Source organism: Microbacterium sp. TPU 3598 (assembly GCF_002356155.1).
Classification (GTDB): Bacteria; Actinomycetota; Actinomycetes; order Actinomycetales; family Microbacteriaceae; genus Microbacterium; species Microbacterium maritypicum_A.
The window spans coordinates 3,357,543-3,374,929 of sequence record NZ_AP017975.1; the positions used below are offsets into that span (position 1 = coordinate 3,357,543).

Below are 17,387 nucleotides of genomic sequence, written 5' to 3' on the forward strand. Positions count from 1 at the left end.
CGACGAGACCCATCCGCAGCAGCGTCTGCGCGGATGGGTCTCGGCGAGGAGCGTGGGTCTGGCCCGACGTGACAGGAGTCAGCCCTGAGCGGCGAAGAAGGTGCGGATGTCGCCGGCGAGCAGGTCGGGGCGCTCCAGAGCGGCGAAGTGCCCGCCCTCGTCGAAGCGGCTCCAGTGCACGATGTTCGAGTTGTCGCGTTCGGCGAACACCCGGATCGTCTGGAAGTCGTCGGCGAAGACCGCGACTCCGGTGCGCGCGGCGTTGATGCGCGGCTCGGCGCCTTCGGCCGCGGCGTCGGCCCTGGCGTTCTCCAGGTAGCTGCGGCTCATGCCGGATGCCGCGTTCGCGAACCAGTTCACGCTGACCTCGAGCAGGATCTTCTCCAGCGGTACGAGGGAGGTGCCGTTGCCGAACGAGTTGAACAGCTCGCTGTACGCGAGCAGTCCGACCGGGGAGTCGCTGATCCCCACCGATACGGTCTGCGGGCGCGAGGAGTTCATCGTGTTGTACCCGCCGACCGACTGGAACCACTGCATGTGCTCGAGGCCGGCGTAGTCCGCGGGCTCCAGCCTCTCGAACTCCGCCGGGTCACCGGAGGGGAACGAGAACAGCTGCAGCACGTGCAGTCCGAGGAAACCCTCCGGGTTCAGCAGTCCCAGCTCGCGCGCCACCATGGCGCCGTTGTCCGAGCCGTGGATGCCGTAGCTATCGTAGCCGAGCCCGCGCATCAGCCGGTCGTAGGCCTGGGCGACCCGGGCGGTCGTCCACCCCGCAGAGGCGAGCGGCTGCGAGAAGCCGTACCCCGGCGCATCCGGGATGACGACGTCGAACGCGTCTTCCGCGCGGCCGCCGTGCGCCACCGGGTCGACGAGACGGTCGATCAGGTCGAGGTAGTCGATCGATGAACCGGGGTAGGTGTGCGCGAGCAGCAGCGGCGTCGCGCTCTCGTAAGCCGACCGCACGTGGATGAAGTGGATCGTCTGGCCGTCGATCTCGGTGGCGAAGTGCGGAACGGCGTTGATCTGCTCCTGAGCAGCAGCCCAGTCGAAGTCGCGCCAGGCGGCGATGGCCTCGCGCAGGTAGGAGTTGGGGGTGCCGGCATCCCAGTCATCCGTCGGAGAAGGCTGCGGAAGACGGGTACGGGCGAGGCGATCCTGGAGATCGGCGACCTCGGCGGCGGAGACCGAGACGGTGAAGGGGCGGAACGTGAGTGTCGTGTTTTCCATATCTTGAAGGTAGGAGTGCATTAGGTTGGATTCGTTCCTAATGGATGAAGAACTTTCGAGGAGCTCTCATGGCTGATCCCACCGCGCGGCTGCTGGCCCTGCTCGCCCTGCTGCAGACCGGCCCCGACCGCTCCGGAACCGAGCTCGCCGCCCGGCTCGGCGTCTCCTCGCGCACCGTGCGGCACGACATCGAGCGGCTGCGCGACCTCGGATACCCCGTCGACGCCACGCGCGGATCGGTCGGCGGATACCGTCTCGGGGCCGGTGGCAGCCTCCCTCCGCTGCTCCTCGACGACGAGGAAGCCGTGGCTGTCACGGTCGGACTCCGCGCCGCAGCGGGCATCGCCGGGGTGGCGGAGTCGGGGGCCAGGGCACTCGCCAAACTCGAACAGGTGCTGCCCTCGCACCTGCGCCCGACGGTGGATGCGCTGCGCTCGAGCGTCGACCGCGCCCCGGAGAACAACGACACCGACGCACCGGACCCCGAGGTCGACGCCGCGTCGCTGCAGGCCATCGCGAGCGCGATCCGCAACGAGGAATGGCTGCGCTTCGACTACGAGGGCGCGCCCGTGCTGGTCGAGCCGTATCGGCTGCTCACCTGGGTGCGCCGCTGGTATCTGGTCGCCCGCAACCCCGCGACCGACGAGTGGGGCACGTACCGTGTCGACTGGATGGAGCTGCGGATGCCGACCCATCGCCGCTTCGATCCCCAGCCGCTGCCCGGCGGCGACTACACGGCGTTCGCGATGCGGACCATCGCCGTGAGCGGGTGGATCGTGCACGCCCGGCTGCGCATCGATGCGCCGGCCGCGGCGGTGCTCGATCGGATCCACGCCGCAGTCGGGGTGGTCGAGCCGGTCGACGACGAGCACTGCATCCTCGTCACTGGTGCGGACAGCCTCGACACCGTCGCCGCCTACATCGGCATGCTGATGATGGACTTCACGGTCGAGAGCCCGCCCGAGCTGATCCCCCGCCTGCAGCTGCTCTCCGAGCGCTACGCACGCGCGGTGGCCGGGAGCACATGAAAGACCCCGCCGGCCTGCATGAGGCCGACGGGGTCCGGATGCCGCGTGCTCAGGCGCCGCGCAGGCGCTCGGCCAGGTACGCGTGCAGCTCGTCGATCGAGACGCGTTCCTGCGCCATGGTGTCGCGGTCGCGCACGGTGACGGCACGGTCGTCGAGGGAGTCGAAGTCGACCGTGACGCAGAACGGGGTGCCGATCTCGTCCTGGCGACGGTAGCGGCGACCGATCGCACCGGCGTCGTCGAAGTCGACAGCCCACGAGCTGCGGAGCGTGTCGGCGACCTCGCGAGCGAGCGGCGACAGGTTCTCGTTACGGCTGAGCGGCAGCACGGCGGCCTTGACCGGAGCCAGGCGCGGGTCGAGCTTGAGCACCGTGCGCACATCGGTGCCGCCCTTGGCGTTGGGCACCTGCTCCTCGCGGTAGGCGTCGACGAGGAACGCCATCATCGCGCGCGTGAGGCCGAAGGACGGCTCGATCACGTACGGGGTGTAACGCTCGCCCGTTGCCTGGTCGAAGTACGTCAGGCTCTGGCCGGACGCCTCGCTGTGGCTGGAGAGGTCGTAGTCGGTGCGGTTCGCGACGCCCATGAGCTCGCCCCACTCCTTGCCCGCGAAGCCGAACTTGTACTCGACGTCGATCGTGCCGGCGGAGTAGTGCGCGCGATCGTCCTCCGGCACGTCGAACTGACGCATGTTCTCGGGGTCGATGCCGAGATCGATGAACCAGTTCCAGCAGGCCTCGACCCAGTGCTCGAACCACTCCTGCGCCTCGGCCGGCGGCGTGAAGAATTCGATCTCCATCTGCTCGAACTCGCGAGTGCGGAAGATGAAGTTTCCGGGCGTGATCTCGTTGCGGAACGCCTTGCCGACCTGGCCGATGCCGAACGGCGGCTTCTTGCGGCTCGCGGTGAGCACGTTCGAGAAGTTCACGAAGATGCCCTGCGCGGTCTCGGGGCGCAGGTAGTAGAGACCCGACTCGTCGTCGACGACGCCGAGGTAGGTCTTGACCAGACCGGAGAACGCCTTGGGCTCGGTGTACTGACCCTTGGTGCCGCAGTTCGGGCAGGGGATGTCGGCGAGACCGTTCTCGGCCTTCCGGCCCTTGCGCGCCTCGAAGTCCTCGATGAGGTTGTCGGCGCGGAAGCGCTTGTGGCACTGCAGGCACTCGACCAGCGGGTCGGTGAAGGTCGCGACGTGACCCGACGCCTCCCACACGCGCTTGGGCAGGATGATGCTGGAGTCGAGGCCGACCATGTCGCCACGACCGCGCACGAACGTCTGCCACCACTGCCGGCGGATGTTCTCCTTGAGCTCCGTACCGAGGGGGCCGTAGTCCCAGGCCGACCGGGAACCGCCGTAGATCTCACCCGCTTGGAACACGAACCCGCGGTGGCGGGCGAGGGCGATGACCTTGTCGAGGCGGGACTGTTCGGCCATGGTGGCTCCAATGGTCGGATGCGGGAGGAAACCCGTGAACACGGGCACCTCATTCTATCCGTGGTTCCCGCGCGCTCCCTGGCCCCGGCGGCTGCGCCGGAGTAGCGTCCTGGGGATGAGCACTGCAGCGCGAACACCGCGGACCCGCGACGACGACACCCGGTTCTTCGGGCAACCGTGGGCCCTGGTGCACATCTTCGGCGTGGAGATGTGGGAGCGCTTCAGCTTCTACGGCATGCAGGGCATCCTGCTCATCTACCTGTACTTCTCGCTGACCGAAGGCGGCCTCGGCATCCCCAAGGCGATCGCGGGCGGCATCGTGGGCGCGTACGGAGGATCGGTCTACCTCTCGACGATCCTGGGCGCGTGGCTCGCGGATCGCCTGTTCGGCGCGGAGCGGGTGCTGTTCGTCAGCGCGATGGTGATCGTGGCGGGACACCTCGCCCTCGCCCTGCTCCCCGGAGCGGTGGGTGTCGGCGTCGGCCTGGTGCTCGTCGCACTCGGCTCCGGTGGACTCAAGGCCAATGCGACGTCGGTCGTGGGCAGTCTCTACGGCGCCGACGATCCGCGACGGGATGCCGGGTTCTCGCTGTTCTACCTCGGCATCAACCTCGGCGCCTTCCTGGGTCCGATCCTCACCGGCATCCTGCAGTCCTCGCTCGGCTTCCACTACGGCTTCGGGCTCGCGGCCATCGGGATGACACTGGGACTCATCCAGTACGCGTTCGGCCGCACGTCGCTGCCCGCCTCGGCGCGGGAGGTGCCGAACCCGCTCCCGAAGTCCCGCTACCTCCTGGTCGGGCTCATCGCCGGTGGCGCGGTCGTACTCGTCGCCGTCCTGGTGCTGACCGGCGTGATCCGGCCCGACAACCTCGCCACCCTCGTGATCGGCGTCACGATCGTCGCCGCCGTCGCCTACTTCTCGGTGATCCTCGGCAGCCGTCGCATCGACGCCACCGAACGCTCCCGAGTATGGGCGTTCCTGCCGCTGTTCATCACGAGCGTCGCATTCTGGTCGCTGTACCAGCAGCAGTTCACCGTGCTGACGATCTACTCCGACCAGCGCCTGGACCGGAATCTCTTCGGATGGGAGATGCCCGTGTCGTGGGTGCAGTCCATCAATCCGGTGTTCATCATCATCCTGTCCGGCGTCTTCGCGGCGATCTGGACCAAGCTCGGGAAGCGACAGCCCTCGACCCCGGTCAAGTTCGCGCTGGCCGCGATCATCATGGGATCGGCGTTCCTGCTCTTCCTGCCGTTCGCCGGCGGAGGAGCGAACTCCACGCCGCTGCTCGCGATCGTCGGGATCCTCTTCGTGTTCACCGTGGCCGAGCTGCTCATCTCGCCGGTCGGCCTGTCGGCGGCGACCAAGCTCGCGCCGACCGTGTTCCGCACGCAGATGGTCGCGCTGTTCTTCCTGTCGATCGCGCTGGGCACGGCGATCTCCGGCTGGCTCGTGCAGTTCTACGACCCGGAGAACGAGGTGCCCTTCTTCTCGATCCTCGGCGGCATCGCCATCGTGGTCGGCATCGGGCTGCTGCTCAGCGTGAAGCCCGTGCTGAAGCTCATGCGCGGGGTGCGCTGAGCGCTCCGCGTCCGCAGATCACGCGGTGAAGCGGATCCTCTCAGGCCGTGAAGAGGTAGCCGCGCGCGGTGTCGTACCCGGCGATCCGGAGGCCGCTGCCGAGCAGACCCTCCATCTGCGCACGCAGGCGCAGGCGCCACTCGTGAGCGGCCGCAGGATCGGAGACGCGCAGCGCCTCGATGTCGGCCGGGATCTCGAGGGTCTCCACGACCGTGTCGTCGGCCGGAGGCTTGGCGATGTCGGCGAGCGCCCACTCGACATCGAGGCGGTCGCTCTCATCGCCCGCGTCGCCGCCGCCGAAGATGCCGTAGCGGTTGACCGAGTAGCCGGTCGCGCGTGCGCCGAGCACGGTGAAGAAGAAGTGCGCGTTGCGTGCCACGAGCGGATCGAACACCCACGTGATGCGGCCGACGTCGCGGGAGAACGCCCACTGGCGCTGGTGCTCCTTGAGCTCGCGACCCCAACCGCGACCGCGGTATTCGGGGAGCAGGGCGGTGATGTGCGAGTGCATCGCACGGCGCGCGGGCTCGCCGAAGAAGGCGATGGAGGCGCCCACCATGCGCTCGTCGTCGCCCTCACCGTCGAAGAAGCCGACGACGTAGTTGCCCGACTGCTGCAGGGCACGCAGGGTTCCGGCATCCACCACGCGCTGCGGACCCCGGATGGAGTCGAGCAGGCCCTGCGCGTCGAGGATGAGTTCAACGGTGTCGAGATCACGGATGGTTCGCACGCACCCAGTCTGCCCCTCCTCGGCCCGTTCGAGGAATCGGAGGCGCGGATCGCATCCGCTGATCGACCCCGCACCGCTCGATCGCCGATAGCCTGAGCCGGTGGGTGCGAGTGACGACAGAGCCAGGAAGCGGCTCTCCCGCACCCCTCCCAAGTGGGCGATCGTCGCCGTGCTCGCCTTCGCGGGTCTCTGCTCGTCGTTCATGTTCACGCTGGTCGTGCCGCTGCAGGCCGAGCTGCCGCAACTGCTGAACGCCTCGCGCGAGGACACGACGTGGGTCGTCACGATCACCCTGCTCGTCGCCGCGGTCGCCACCCCCATCTCGGGCCGCCTCGGAGACATGTACGGCAAGCGCCGCGTCGTGATCGCACTCCTCGCGATCCTGATCCTCGGTTCCGTGATCGCCGCGGTCTCCGGTTCGATCGTCGGCGTGATCATCGGTCGCGCACTCCAGGGTGCGGTGACGGGCGTCGTGCCGCTCGGCATCGCGATCATGCGCGACGTGCTGCCACCCGAGCGCCTCGGCACCGCCGTGGCCCTCATGAGCGCGACGATGGGCGTCGGTGGGGCGATCGGCATGCCCGTGGCCGCCCTCCTCGCCCAGAACGCCGACTGGCACATGCTCTTCTGGCTCGCGGCCGCCCTCGGTGCCGTCGGCCTCGCGCTGGTGATCGCGGTGATCCCCGAGGACGTGCTGCGCTCCCCCGGCCGACTCGACGTGATCGGCGCCATCGGCCTCGCGATCGGCCTCACCGGCATCCTTCTCTTCGTCTCGCGGGGCGCGCAGTGGGGCTGGACCTCACCGCTGACGCTCACGTGCATCATCGGCGGACTCGCGGTGCTCCTGGTGTGGGGCTGGTACCAGCTGCGCACCACGGACCCTCTGCTCGATCTCCGCGTCGCCGCGCGGCCGGCGGTGCTGTTCACCAACATCGCCGCGATCGGCATGGGTTTCGCGCTCTTCGCCTCGAACGTGACGTTCCCGCAGATGCTCGAAGCGCCGGCCACCGGTGGCGGCTTCGGCCTCGACATGGTCGCCGCATCACTCGTGATCATGCCGGCAGGCCTGGTGATGATGGTGATCTCGCCGCTCTCGGGCTGGCTCGAGCGCACGGTCGGTCCGCGCCCGCTGTTCACGGTCGGCGCCACCGCGATCGTGCTCGCCTACGTGTTCGTGCTGCTGTGGTCGAGCGAGGTGTGGCACGTCCTCATCGCGAACCTGCTGATCGGCGTCGGGATCGGCTTCACGTTCGCCGCGATGCCGATGATCATCATGCGTTCCGTCCCCGCCAACGAGACCGGAGCGTCGAACGGGCTGAACGCGCTGTTCCGGTCGATCGGAACGTCGGGAGCCTCAGCCGTGATGGGTGGCGTCCTGGCCGCGATGAGCATGGACATCGACGGCGTCGCCGTTCCCACCAGGGCCGCGTTCGAGGTGTGCTTCTGGCTCGCGATCGCCGCGGGGGCGATCGCCGTGGTGCTGTCGCTCTTCATCCCGAGGCAGCGCGCAGCGGAGCAGCATCCGTCACTGCCCGACTGAGCCCGTCAGCGATCCACCTCAGCGCGCGATCGTGCGCGGATCCGGGTCGTCCTCGCGCGGTGGGCGCAGCCTGTCCGGGATCGGCCACGACAGGATGAACTGCGTAGTCGCTGGACGGGTCATATCGCCGAAGTCGTCGATCTTCACCACGATCCGTCCCGGAGCACCGTGCTCGTCGGGCGTCACCTCGAGGATGCGCACCCGCAGCGGGCGCTCGTCCTCGCCGTCCAGCATCCACGGATCGGCGAGCCAGGCGATGCCGTGCTGTTCGAGAGCAGCCTCGGCATCGAGCCACTCCGCGGGAGCGGAGATGGGTCGCCCGAGCACGTCGACGGGCACCCACTCGTCTCCATCGGGGTGGATCCATCCGAGCAGCTCGCCGTCGTCACGGCGGTGCGGGGTCCAGTCAGATCGCGGCATCCCTCGATGCTAGCGAGGGGACCCCTGGGTCAGTGCGTGTATTCCATGAGCTCGACGCCGAGCACCCGGAAGGCGTCGTGCGCACGCAGGCGATGCGTGATCGAGAGGTCGTCGAAGCACACGATGAGCGAATAGGCGACCCCGGCGCGAGGACCGGCGAGCACACCCGCCTCGGCGCGCACTCCGCGATCGCGACCGGTCTTGTTCACGAACAGGAGGCCGTGCGCATCGTGATCGTGCGCGAACGGGTCGAGACCCGTGGAGGCTGCGACCAGGCTCAGATCCTGGTTGAGGCTCAGCCACTCCGACACCTGCGCGCTGACGGCGGCGTCGACCACCTGCGAGTTCACCAGAGCGGAGAAGAGCCCGGCGAGCTCCCGCGCGGATCCCACGGCGACCTGCGGGGCGTCGTCGAGGCCGCGGCGGTCGCGGAAGCGGTCGAGCAGCGCGGTGCGACGCAGCCCGAGCGATTCGATGCGCTCGCGCACCCGATCGTGTCCGACCCGCTGCAGCAGCGCGTTCACCGCGATGGGATCTCCCGCGGTCGCCGCCATCACGGCGAGGTCTTCGAGGGGCAGCGCCGGCGCATGCAGATGACGCCACAGTCCCGAGGTCTCCACCGCCTCGACACTCTCGCGCTCGACGATCTCGAACGGATCGAGAGCACCGCTCTGGAAGCCCGCAGCGACCTCGATCAGGAGCGGCACCACGCCGAGGCCCGCGATCGGCATCGTGACGTGGTCGTCGCCGGCAAGCACGTGCACGTGGTTGTCGAGGTCGACGACGTGCACCGAGACCTGCGCACCGGCATCGACCAGCCCCTCCAGCGAGCGGAGGGTGGCCGTGAACGACCGGCGTCCGGCGGCGGCTCGTCGCGGGAGTCGACGGCTGGTGCGCTGGGAGCGGCGACCCGCGCCGGATGCCTCCGGGGCGCCGTCGAGGGACTCGGGGGCCGAGGAGTTGCGGAAGCCTTCACCAGGCTCGAGAGCGCCCACGCTGATCCTTAGGGGGGTGGATGTGCGGGATACCGAGGGGAGACGCTCCCCGGCGGCAGGGCTATCGTAACCCCACCGCCGGGGGATGCTTCACAGAGTGCGACGATTGGTCACCAGATGGTCACTCGCGATGCCGCGGGCAGCCAGAGGGCGTCGGTCTCGCTCACTCCGAACGCCTCGTAGAAGGCGTCGATGTTGCGCACGATCTGGTTGCAGCGGAACTCGTTCGGCGAGTGCGGGTCGATCGTCAGCAGGCGCAGCGTCTCGGCATCCCGGCTCTTCTGCTGCCACACCTGTGCCCACGACAGCAGCAGGCGCTGCACGCCCGTGTACCCGTCGATGACCGGGGCCTCCGCGCCGTCCAACGACAGCTCGTAGGCCTTCAACGCGATGCCGAGTCCGCCGAGGTCGCCGATGTTCTCGCCGATCGTGAGCGCGCCGTTCACGTGGTGCTCGGCATCCAGCCCCTCGGGGACGAGCGCGTCGTACTGCGCGATCAGGGCCTTCGTGCGTTCCTCGAAAGCCGAGCGGTCGGCATCCGTCCACCAGTCCTGCAACCGGCCGTCGCCGTCGTAGCGGCTGCCCTGGTCGTCGAATCCGTGGCCGATCTCGTGACCGATGACCGCCCCGATGCCCCCGTAGTTCGCGGCGGCGTCGCGACCGGCGTCGAAGAACGGGTACTGCAGGATCGCAGCCGGGAACACGATCTCGTTCATCGACGGGTTGTAGTACGCGTTGACCATCTGCGGCGGCATGTGCCACTCGGTGCGGTCGATGGGCTTGCCGACCTTGTCGACGTGGCGGTCGTGCTCGAAGATCGATGCGCGACGCACGTTGCCGAACAGGTCGGCCCGATCGATCTCGAGGCTCGAGTAGTCGCGCCACACCTCGGGGTGTCCGATCTTCGGGGTGAACGAGTCGAGCTTGGCGAGCGCGCGCTCCCGGGTCTCGGCCGTCATCCACTCGAGCTCGGTGATGCTCTGGCGATACGCCTCGATGAGGTGCGCGACCAGCTCGTCCATCGCGGCCTTCGCCGTCGGCGGGTAGTGCCGCTCGACGTAGACCTTGCCGATCGCCTCGCCGAGCGCGCCCTCGGTGAGCGAGACGCCGCGCTTCCAGCGCTCGCGCATGGTGGGGACGCCGGTGAGCTCGGTGCCGTAGAACGAGAAGTTCTCCTGCACGAGGTCGTCGGTCAGGTACGGAGCCGCCGCGTGCACGACCTTCGCACGCAGCCACGCCTTCCAGTCGTCGAGGCGCTCGGGCGTCAGCAGCGAGCCGAGCCCCTCGAAGAAGCTGGGCTGCGAGACCACGACCTCATCGAAGGCCGCCGGGTTCGACGGCGAGACCGCCTCGCGCCACGGGGTCAGGTCCACCCCGGCGAGCGCCTGCAGTTCGTCCCACGTCTTGAGGTTGTAGGTGGCCACGGCGTCACGGCTGCGCACGTTGTCCCAGTGGTGCCCGGCGAGCTCGGTCTCGAGCGCGATCGCACGGTCGGCGTTCGTCGCGGCGTCGGCGACGCCGGCCAGGCCGAGCAGCCGCTCGAGGTGTGCACGGTAGGCGGTCCGGGTGGCGGCGAACGTGTCGAGGCGGAAGTAGCTCTCGTCCGGCAGCGACAGACCCGCCTGCACGAGCACCGGAAGGTAGCGCTCGGGGTTGCCCGGGTCGCCGTCGACGTACAGGCCGATGACCGATGCACGGCCGTCGCGGTCGTAGGCGCCGACGGTGCGCAGGAACGAGGGGATGCCGTCGATCGCGTCGATCTCGGCGAGGGTCTCGGCCAGCGGCGTCACCCCGGCGGCATCGATGCGCTCGGTGTCCATGAAGCTCGCGAACAGATCGCCGATCTTGCGGGCGAGGGTCCCTTCCTCGGCGTCCTGCGACTCCTCGATGATCGCGCGCACGTCTTTCTCCGCCTGCTCGGCGAGGAGGTGGAACGAGCCCCAGCGCGCCTTGTCGCCCGGGATCTCGGTGCGGGCGAGCCACGCCCCGTTCACGTGACGATAGAGGTCGTCCTGCGGGCGGATGTCGGAGCTGAACTCATCAAGGGCGAGGCCCACGGGAAGAACGTCAGTCATGCGCTCCAGCCTATGACCCGCCTCCCCCGAACGGCAGGAGCACGTTCATGCGGAACCCCTCGTCGGTCCGCTCGGCGAAGACCTCTCCGCCGTGCGCACGCGCCAGGCCGCGCGCGATCGAGAGCCCGAGACCGGCTCCGGAAGCCACGCCGTCCTGGTCGATCGGGGCCGTGCGGGCCGCGTCCTCGCGCCAGCCGACGTCGAACATGCGGTCGAGATCCTCCACCGCGACACCCGCGCCGTGATCGAGGATGCCGAGCACGAGGCGGTTCCGCTCGACCTCGGTGGCCGAGATGACGATGTCCGTACCGCGCGGCGCATGCCGGATCGCGTTGGTCAGCAGGTTGACGACGATCCGTCCGAGCTGATGCGGGTCCGCCCAGAGCACGTGACCGCCCACGCCGCGCTCGACGATGCGCACGCCGTGGCGATCTGCGGCGGCCGCGACGTCGGCGACCGCATCTGAGACCACGTCGAGCAGCTCGACCTGCTGGGTCTGCAGCTGCACGGCTCCCGAGGTCAGCGTCGACAGCTCGAACAGGTCGTCCACCATGCGGCTCATCGTCTCCACCTGCACCCGCACCTGCCCGGCGAAGCGCTCCGGAGCATCGGCCGCGCCGTCTTCGATCGACTCGGCGAGCGCACGGACCGCCGTCAGGGGCGTGCGCAGATCGTGCGAGATCCAGGCGAAGAACCGCCGTCGCGCCGAGTCCAGCCGCTCCAGCTCGGCATTCGCGGCATCCACCTTCGCCGACACCTCGGCGAGCCGTACCGACAGATCGTCCAGCTCGCGCGATCCTCCCTGCTCGGCGACGATCACGCCTCCGCGGCCCACCTCGTCGAGCGATGCCGACAGACGGTCGAACGACGACCGCATCGCCCTGGCCACCACCCAGGCAGTCGTGATCCCGAGGACAAGGGACACCCCGATCACCACGAGGAGCACGGTCAGGTCGTGCGTCGAGATGTACATCTCCAGCGAGATCGCGACGACCGAGGCCGCCATCGTGACGACCCCCGCGCTCGCGACCAGCATCAACTGCGCGCGGACAGAGCGACGGCGCAGCACTCGCAGCACGGCGAGCGTGAGCGCCGCGACGCACACGGCCACGAGCAGGCACGTCATCACGATCAGCAGCACATCGGCCCCGGCGAGCATGATCACGAGCGATCTCCCTCTGCCGAGAAACGGTATCCGACTCCCCACTCCGTGCGCAGGTGGACGGGGTCTCGCGGATCCACCTCGATCTTCTCCCGCAGCCGGCGCACGTGCACGGTGACGGTCGAGGCCTCGCCGAAGCTCCAGCCCCAGGCTTCGCGGAGGATCTCCTCGCGACCGAGCGGGCGCCCCTCGTTGCGCACCAGGAAGTGCAGCAGGTCGTACTCACGACCGGTGAGGGCGATCTCCTCGCCGCGCACCCACACGCGCCGACGGAGCGGATCGATCGCGAACACGCCGGCACGCACCTCGCCGACCGCGGCCTGCGTCACCTGCGAGCGCCGTACCAGCGCACCGACGCGCATGAGCAGTTCCCGCAGCGAGAACGGCTTCGCGAGATAGTCGTCGACGCCGAACTCGAAGCCCTCGATGCGGTCCTCCACCTGTCCGAGAGCGGTGAGAAGCATGATGGGCACGTCCGAGAACGAGCGCAGATCACGGCACAGCTCATCACCGCTGATGCCCGGGAGCATCCGGTCGACGATCACCACGTCCGGGATGCTCCCGCGCAGCGCCGTCCGCGCCGAGACACCGTCGCCGAAGCTGGAGACCGCGTAGCCGTGGGCTCGCAGATAGGCGCCCACCGCCTCCCTGACCGTGGGGTCGTCTTCGACCACGACGACCTCGGCTGGCTCCTGCATGGGGTCGACACTAGTCGCGCGATGCACGCCCCCGGCCGGTTCCTTACAGTCTTGAAAGGTCTTCTCCACCGGCGTCTGCGCGTTCGTAGCGTTCATCGAAGTGCGATCCGCCGCGGCATCCGTCGCTCCGGGCACAGAGTCGCACACACAGTGAACTGGAGAATCTCATGCGCAAGATCGCTCTCGCCGCCACCGCGGCCCTCACCCTCGCCCTGGCCCTGTCGGCGTGCAGCTCGCCGGCTGCGACGGAAGACGCCAAGCCCTCGTCTTCGGCGTCGCAGAGCGCCGACTCCGGCACCTCGTCCACGAAGATGGACATGGCCGAGAAGACGGGCACCTTCGCGGGCCTGAACGACAAGAAGGTGTCGGGCACCGTCACCGTGACCGACGACGAGATCGCCCTGTCCGGCTTCTCGTCAGATGAAGGCCCCGATCTGCACGTCTACCTCACGAACGGCACCGATGAGGCCGCCGTCTCTGCGGGCATGCTCGTGGATGCCGTCTCGTTCGACACCGCCACCCAGACCTTCACGCTCGACGGCGTCGACACCTCGGAGTACTCCTACGTCGTGATCCACTGCGACAAGGCGAAGGCCGTGTTCGGAGCAGCCGAGCTCTCATGATCGGATCGCGACCCGCAGGCGTCCTCACCCTCTCGCTGCTCGGCGCCGGGGCCAGGGTGGCGGTCGGGGTGCTCTGGCTGATCGAGGGCATCCTGAAGTACCGGGCCGGATTCGGAGCGGCCGACATCGAGCTGGTGGCGCAGAGCACGGAGGGGAACCCTCGGGTGCCGTGGTTCTTCGAGCCGCTCGCGTCGTTCATGGGCATGGCGCCCGGTGTGTTCGGTGTGGTGATGCCCGCTCTCGAGGTCGCTCTCGGCGTGCTGCTGGTCGCGGGATTCCTGACCAGGATCGCGGCTTTCCTGTCGATCGGGACGCTCATGCTCTATTGGAGCGCGGACCAGCTGATCGCCCAGTACCCGGCGATGGTCGTGCTCTCCGCAGTCGTGCTCCTCCTCACCGTCTCCGGACGATTCGGGATGGACGGATGGCTGCGCGCTCGTCGGCGCGAATCGACCGAAGCGACCGAAGCGACTGCTGCGACTTCCGGTCTGTGGGAGGCCTGAAGCGTCGGCAGAGCCCGACCGTTCAAACGGGGACGCGGGTGCGGCCGGGTGGGGGCCCGGTCGCATCCGTATCAGCCGCGGCGTCGCAGGGAGAACCGGCGGCGTCGCGGCTGCTCGGCGGGCGCGGCCTTCGGGCGCGCCGCCCGACGCGCGGCCCAGGCGGCCACCTCGGCGTCGACGTCACGCGGCGAGGTGACCACGGGAGGGCCGCCCTGCAGCTGGCGGCGCGCTTCCCGCACTCGCCGATTGAAGTCCTCGAGGACGTCGCGCACATCGGACTCGCGCCCCAGCAGGTCGAGCTGATCGTCCAGCTCCCGATCCTCGGTGCGCAGCAGGATCGCCGGCGGACCGAGACCGGTGAGGTTCTCGGTCTCGATCTTGCGACGGATCCACCAGTCCGGGTCGTGATGGGTGCCGAGTCCTTCGAGAGGCTTGCCCGCACCGGGAAGGTCGTCGAACTCCCCCCGGCGGATCGCCACCTGGATGGCCGTCTCGATGAATGCGGCACGATCGACCGCCGCGGCGATCCCGGGCGGCGTGCCCGACTCCTCGTCGCCGTCCACGCTCTCGCCGTGCTGTCTGCTCGCGAGATATCGTGCGGCCGCTTCTCTGGGATCCGTCATGATGCACCTCCGTGGCATCCGAGCTCCCCTCCACCCTACGACGACCGCCACCGCCCGGATCGGGCCCGCAGCCGGTGAGGTCGACCCCAGGTCATAGGCTCGGAGGATGACCGCGCGCGCCTCCCTCAATCGAGAGATCCTGCGGCTCGCCGTCCCCGCGCTCGGCGCACTGATCGCGGAGCCCGCCTTCCTGATCGTGGATGCCGCGCTCGTCGGGCATCTCGGGACCACTCCGCTCGCCGGGCTCGGCATCGCGGGGGCTGTACTCCAGACGATCGTCGGACTGATGGTGTTCCTGGCCTACTCGACGACCCCGGCGGTCGCTCGCCGCTTCGGGGCGGGACAGCCCGGCGAGGCCGTCTCCGTCGGCGTCAACGGCATGTGGCTGGCGCTCGGTCTCGGCGCCGTGCTCGCGGTGATCGGCGCCGTGTCCTCCCCCTGGTTGGTCTCGCTGTTCGGGGCGAGCGAAGCCGTTTCCGCGCAGGCGAACGAGTACCTCGTGATCTCGATGTGGGGCTTGCCGGCGATGCTCATCGTGTTCGCCGCGACCGGTCTGCTGCGCGGCATGCAGGACACGATGACGCCGCTGTGGATCGCGGGGCTCGGATTCGGGGCCAACGCCCTGCTCAACTGGCTGTTCATCTACGGACTCGGCTGGGGCATCGCGGGTTCTGCGGCGGGCACCGTGACCGCGCAGTGGGGAATGGTCGCCGCCTACGTGCTGGTGGTGCGCCGCCTCGCCACCCGGCACAGCGCCTCGCTGCGCGCACAGGGCGCAGGCATGCGCAACACCGCGACGTCGGGCGGCTGGCTGTTCCTGCGCACCGTGAGCCTGCGCGTCGCACTGCTCGCGACCGTCGGCGTCGCCACCGGCATCGGCACCGACGAGCTGGCCGGGTGGCAGATCGTCTTCACGATCTTCTCCGCGGCCGCCTTCGCCCTCGATGCACTCGCGATCGCGGCCCAGGCCCTCATCGGCAAGGAGTTCGGAGCCGGGGACGAGCAGCAGGTGCACCGTGTGCTGGCCCGCACCGTCGCGTGGGGCGCCTGGTTCGGCGTGGCCGTCGGCGGGCTGATCGCCGCGCTCTCGGGCGTGCTCGGCATCGTCTTCACCGGATCGGCGGAGATCGCAGCGCTCGTGCAGCCGGCACTGCTCGTGCTCGCCGTGGCCCAGCCGATCGCCGGCGTCGTCTTCGTGCTCGACGGCGTGCTGATGGGCGCGAACGACGCCCGATACCTGGCGATCGCCGGTGGTCTGAACCTGGTGCCGTTCCTGCCCGCGCTCTGGATCGTCGCCGCCACCGGGGTCGATGGCACCGCCGGTCTCGTCTGGCTCGCGGTCGCCTTCTTCGGCGTCTACCTGCTCGCACGCCTCGGCACCCTGGGGTGGCGGGTGCGGTCCGGTCGCTGGCTTTCGGCCACTGTCTGACGCCGCCGCCGCGTCCGGCTGTTCCTGCACGGACATCGACGATCGCGACTTCTTCACAACCGCTGGAATCCGCGGAATACTACGTCGCCTGCCCCTGGCGCCCTCAACGATGATCGGGGGACACTGAAGGGATGCTGGGGATGACCGAACCACAGGTCTGGACACTGATCGGCGTCTTCGCCGCGGGGATGTTCGGCACCATCACACTGATCTCGACGATGTTCCTGCGCACGATGCAGAACGGGTTCGACGGCGTGCGCACGGAGATGCGGAACGAGTTCGCGAGCGTGCGGACCGAGATGCGGAACGAGTTCGCGAGCGTGCGGACCGAGATGCGAAACGAGTTCGCGAGCGTGCGGACAGAGATGGGAAACGAGTTCGCGAGCGTACGCACGGAGACGGGCAGCGAGTTCGCCGGCGTGCGCACGGAGATCCGGACGGTGCATGAGCGCATGGACCACCTCGATCGCGACGTCAACGCGATCTACCGTCATCTCTTCGGCATCGACCGCGGGTGACGCCGGGCACTGTCGAGATGGCGAGGGTCAGGCCGCGTATCTCCGGCACCACTCGTACATGATCACGGCCGCCGCGGCACTGGCGTTGATCGAGCGCGTCGAGCCGTACTGCGTGATCTCGATGTGGGCGGAAGCGGCGGCGAGCGCTTCGGCGGAGAGCCCCGGGCCCTCCTGGCCGAACAGCAGCACACAACGCTGAGGTAGGTCGGCCCTGTCGACGGGCACTGCGCCGTCGACGTTGTCGACCGCGATGATCGGAACCCCTTCGGCCGCGGCCCATGCGGCGAACGTGTCGACGTCTTCGTGATGCACGACGTGCTGGTAGCGGTCGGTGACCATCGCCCCGCGCTTGTTCCAGCGGCGGCGGCCGATGATGTGCACGGTGTCGGCGAGGAACGCGTTGGCGCTGCGCACGATCGACCCGATGTTCATGTCGTGCTGCCAGTTCTCGATCGCGACGTGGAACGGGTGTCGCTGGGTGTCGAGGTCGGCGACGATCGCGTCCATGCGCCAGTAGCGGTAGCGGTCGATCACGTTGCGGGTGTCGCCGGTGGCCAACAGCTCCCGGTCGTACTCCGCACCTTCGGGCCAGGCCTCCTCGCCGCCGGGCCAGGGCCCGACGCCGTAGCCGGGTTGAGCGATCGACCCGGTCCTCACCGCGTCGGCGGGGGCATCGGGGAGCGTGCTGTCCGGCCCGGCGTCTTCCATCCCGCCAGGCTATCGCCCTCGTATCCCCGTTCGAATCGCGCAACAGGCTCCCTCCGGGCGCGTATGCAGCGATTCACGCGATTCGAAG

Annotated in this window: 17 protein-coding genes; 7 read left to right on the plus strand and 10 right to left on the minus strand. The window is 69.0% G+C overall.

The window, feature by feature from the left end; all coding sequences use genetic code 11:
• Nucleotides 1-78: 78 nt before the first annotated feature.
• Entirely contained in the window at nt 79-1,227 is a 1,149-nt protein-coding gene (locus MST3598_RS16040; protein WP_029258547.1) for an epoxide hydrolase family protein, read from the minus strand.
• A 68-nt stretch (nt 1,228-1,295) separates the two neighbouring features.
• On the opposite strand from MST3598_RS16040, the gene MST3598_RS16045 reads away from it, so the two are divergent.
• Nucleotides 1,296-2,255, plus strand: coding sequence for a helix-turn-helix transcriptional regulator (locus MST3598_RS16045; protein ID WP_029258548.1), 960 nt, complete (start codon nt 1,296-1,298; stop codon nt 2,253-2,255).
• 49 nt (nt 2,256-2,304) lie between these two features.
• On the opposite strand, the gene MST3598_RS16050 is transcribed toward MST3598_RS16045, so the two are convergent.
• Nucleotides 2,305-3,690: a glycine--tRNA ligase gene (locus MST3598_RS16050; RefSeq protein ID WP_029258549.1), complete on the minus strand. Its 1,386-nt coding sequence runs from the start codon at nt 3,688-3,690 to the stop codon at nt 2,305-2,307.
• Between the two features lie 115 nt (nt 3,691-3,805).
• On the opposite strand from MST3598_RS16050, the gene MST3598_RS16055 reads away from it, so the two are divergent.
• Nucleotides 3,806-5,275, plus strand: coding sequence for a peptide MFS transporter (locus tag MST3598_RS16055; RefSeq protein ID WP_029258550.1), 1,470 nt, complete (start codon nt 3,806-3,808; stop codon nt 5,273-5,275).
• Nucleotides 5,276-5,315: 40 nt separating this feature from the next.
• On the opposite strand, the gene MST3598_RS16060 is transcribed toward MST3598_RS16055, so the two are convergent.
• Nucleotides 5,316-6,005: a GNAT family N-acetyltransferase gene (locus tag MST3598_RS16060; RefSeq protein WP_029258551.1), complete on the minus strand. Its 690-nt coding sequence runs from the start codon at nt 6,003-6,005 to the stop codon at nt 5,316-5,318.
• 100 nt (nt 6,006-6,105) lie between these two features.
• Here MST3598_RS16060 and MST3598_RS16065 point away from each other — a divergent pair, with 100 nt between their 5' ends.
• Nucleotides 6,106-7,545: an MFS transporter gene (locus tag MST3598_RS16065; protein WP_081859788.1), complete on the plus strand. Its 1,440-nt coding sequence runs from the start codon at nt 6,106-6,108 to the stop codon at nt 7,543-7,545.
• 18 nt (nt 7,546-7,563) lie between these two features.
• Here MST3598_RS16065 and MST3598_RS16070 read toward each other — a convergent pair whose 3' ends face one another.
• The 5 genes from MST3598_RS16070 to MST3598_RS16090 all read right to left on the minus strand — a co-directional run bounded on the left by MST3598_RS16070 (nt 7,564) and on the right by MST3598_RS16090 (nt 12,895).
• Entirely contained in the window at nt 7,564-7,965 is a 402-nt protein-coding gene (locus tag MST3598_RS16070; RefSeq protein ID WP_029258553.1) for a hypothetical protein, read from the minus strand.
• A gap of 29 nt (nt 7,966-7,994) precedes the next feature.
• Nucleotides 7,995-8,960, minus strand: coding sequence for a serine hydrolase (locus MST3598_RS16075; RefSeq protein ID WP_029258554.1), 966 nt, complete (start codon nt 8,958-8,960; stop codon nt 7,995-7,997).
• A 110-nt stretch (nt 8,961-9,070) separates the two neighbouring features.
• Nucleotides 9,071-11,035, minus strand: a complete 1,965-nt coding sequence (locus MST3598_RS16080) for a M13 family metallopeptidase (protein ID WP_029258555.1) — start codon at nt 11,033-11,035, stop codon at nt 9,071-9,073.
• 10 nt (nt 11,036-11,045) lie between these two features.
• Nucleotides 11,046-12,194 (minus strand): sensor histidine kinase, encoded by a 1,149-nt coding sequence (locus MST3598_RS16085; protein WP_029258557.1) that lies wholly within the window; start codon nt 12,192-12,194, stop codon nt 11,046-11,048.
• 2 nt (nt 12,195-12,196) lie between these two features.
• Nucleotides 12,197-12,895 carry a response regulator transcription factor gene (locus tag MST3598_RS16090; protein ID WP_029258558.1) on the minus strand — a complete coding sequence of 233 codons (699 nt, stop codon included), beginning with the start codon at nt 12,893-12,895 and terminating at the stop codon, nt 12,197-12,199.
• Nucleotides 12,896-13,062: 167 nt separating this feature from the next.
• Between MST3598_RS16090 and MST3598_RS16095 the strand changes: the two genes are divergently transcribed.
• Nucleotides 13,063-13,518 carry a DM13 domain-containing protein gene (locus MST3598_RS16095; protein WP_029258559.1) on the plus strand — a complete coding sequence of 152 codons (456 nt, stop codon included), beginning with the start codon at nt 13,063-13,065 and terminating at the stop codon, nt 13,516-13,518.
• Complete coding sequence (locus tag MST3598_RS16100; protein WP_051668161.1) at nt 13,515-14,021, plus strand: DoxX family membrane protein; 507 nt, start codon at nt 13,515-13,517, stop codon at nt 14,019-14,021. Before MST3598_RS16095 ends, MST3598_RS16100 begins: the two co-directional genes overlap by 4 nt.
• 71 nt (nt 14,022-14,092) lie before the next feature.
• Here MST3598_RS16100 and MST3598_RS16105 read toward each other — a convergent pair whose 3' ends face one another.
• The gene (locus MST3598_RS16105; protein WP_029258561.1) at nt 14,093-14,644 is read right to left on the minus strand and encodes a J-domain-containing protein; all 552 of its coding nucleotides are present in this window, start codon (nt 14,642-14,644) and stop codon (nt 14,093-14,095) included.
• Nucleotides 14,645-14,750: 106 nt separating this feature from the next.
• Here MST3598_RS16105 and MST3598_RS16110 point away from each other — a divergent pair, with 106 nt between their 5' ends.
• Both MST3598_RS16110 and MST3598_RS16115 read left to right on the plus strand, forming a co-directional pair.
• Nucleotides 14,751-16,073 (plus strand): MATE family efflux transporter, encoded by a 1,323-nt coding sequence (locus tag MST3598_RS16110; RefSeq protein WP_096359640.1) that lies wholly within the window; start codon nt 14,751-14,753, stop codon nt 16,071-16,073.
• A gap of 140 nt (nt 16,074-16,213) precedes the next feature.
• Nucleotides 16,214-16,591: a hypothetical protein gene (locus tag MST3598_RS16115; protein WP_096359719.1), complete on the plus strand. Its 378-nt coding sequence runs from the start codon at nt 16,214-16,216 to the stop codon at nt 16,589-16,591.
• A gap of 27 nt (nt 16,592-16,618) precedes the next feature.
• Here the strand turns inward: MST3598_RS16115 and MST3598_RS16120 are convergent, their stop codons facing one another.
• Nucleotides 16,619-17,299 carry a TrmH family RNA methyltransferase gene (locus tag MST3598_RS16120; RefSeq protein ID WP_029259450.1) on the minus strand — a complete coding sequence of 227 codons (681 nt, stop codon included), beginning with the start codon at nt 17,297-17,299 and terminating at the stop codon, nt 16,619-16,621.
• Nucleotides 17,300-17,387 lie beyond the last annotated feature (88 nt).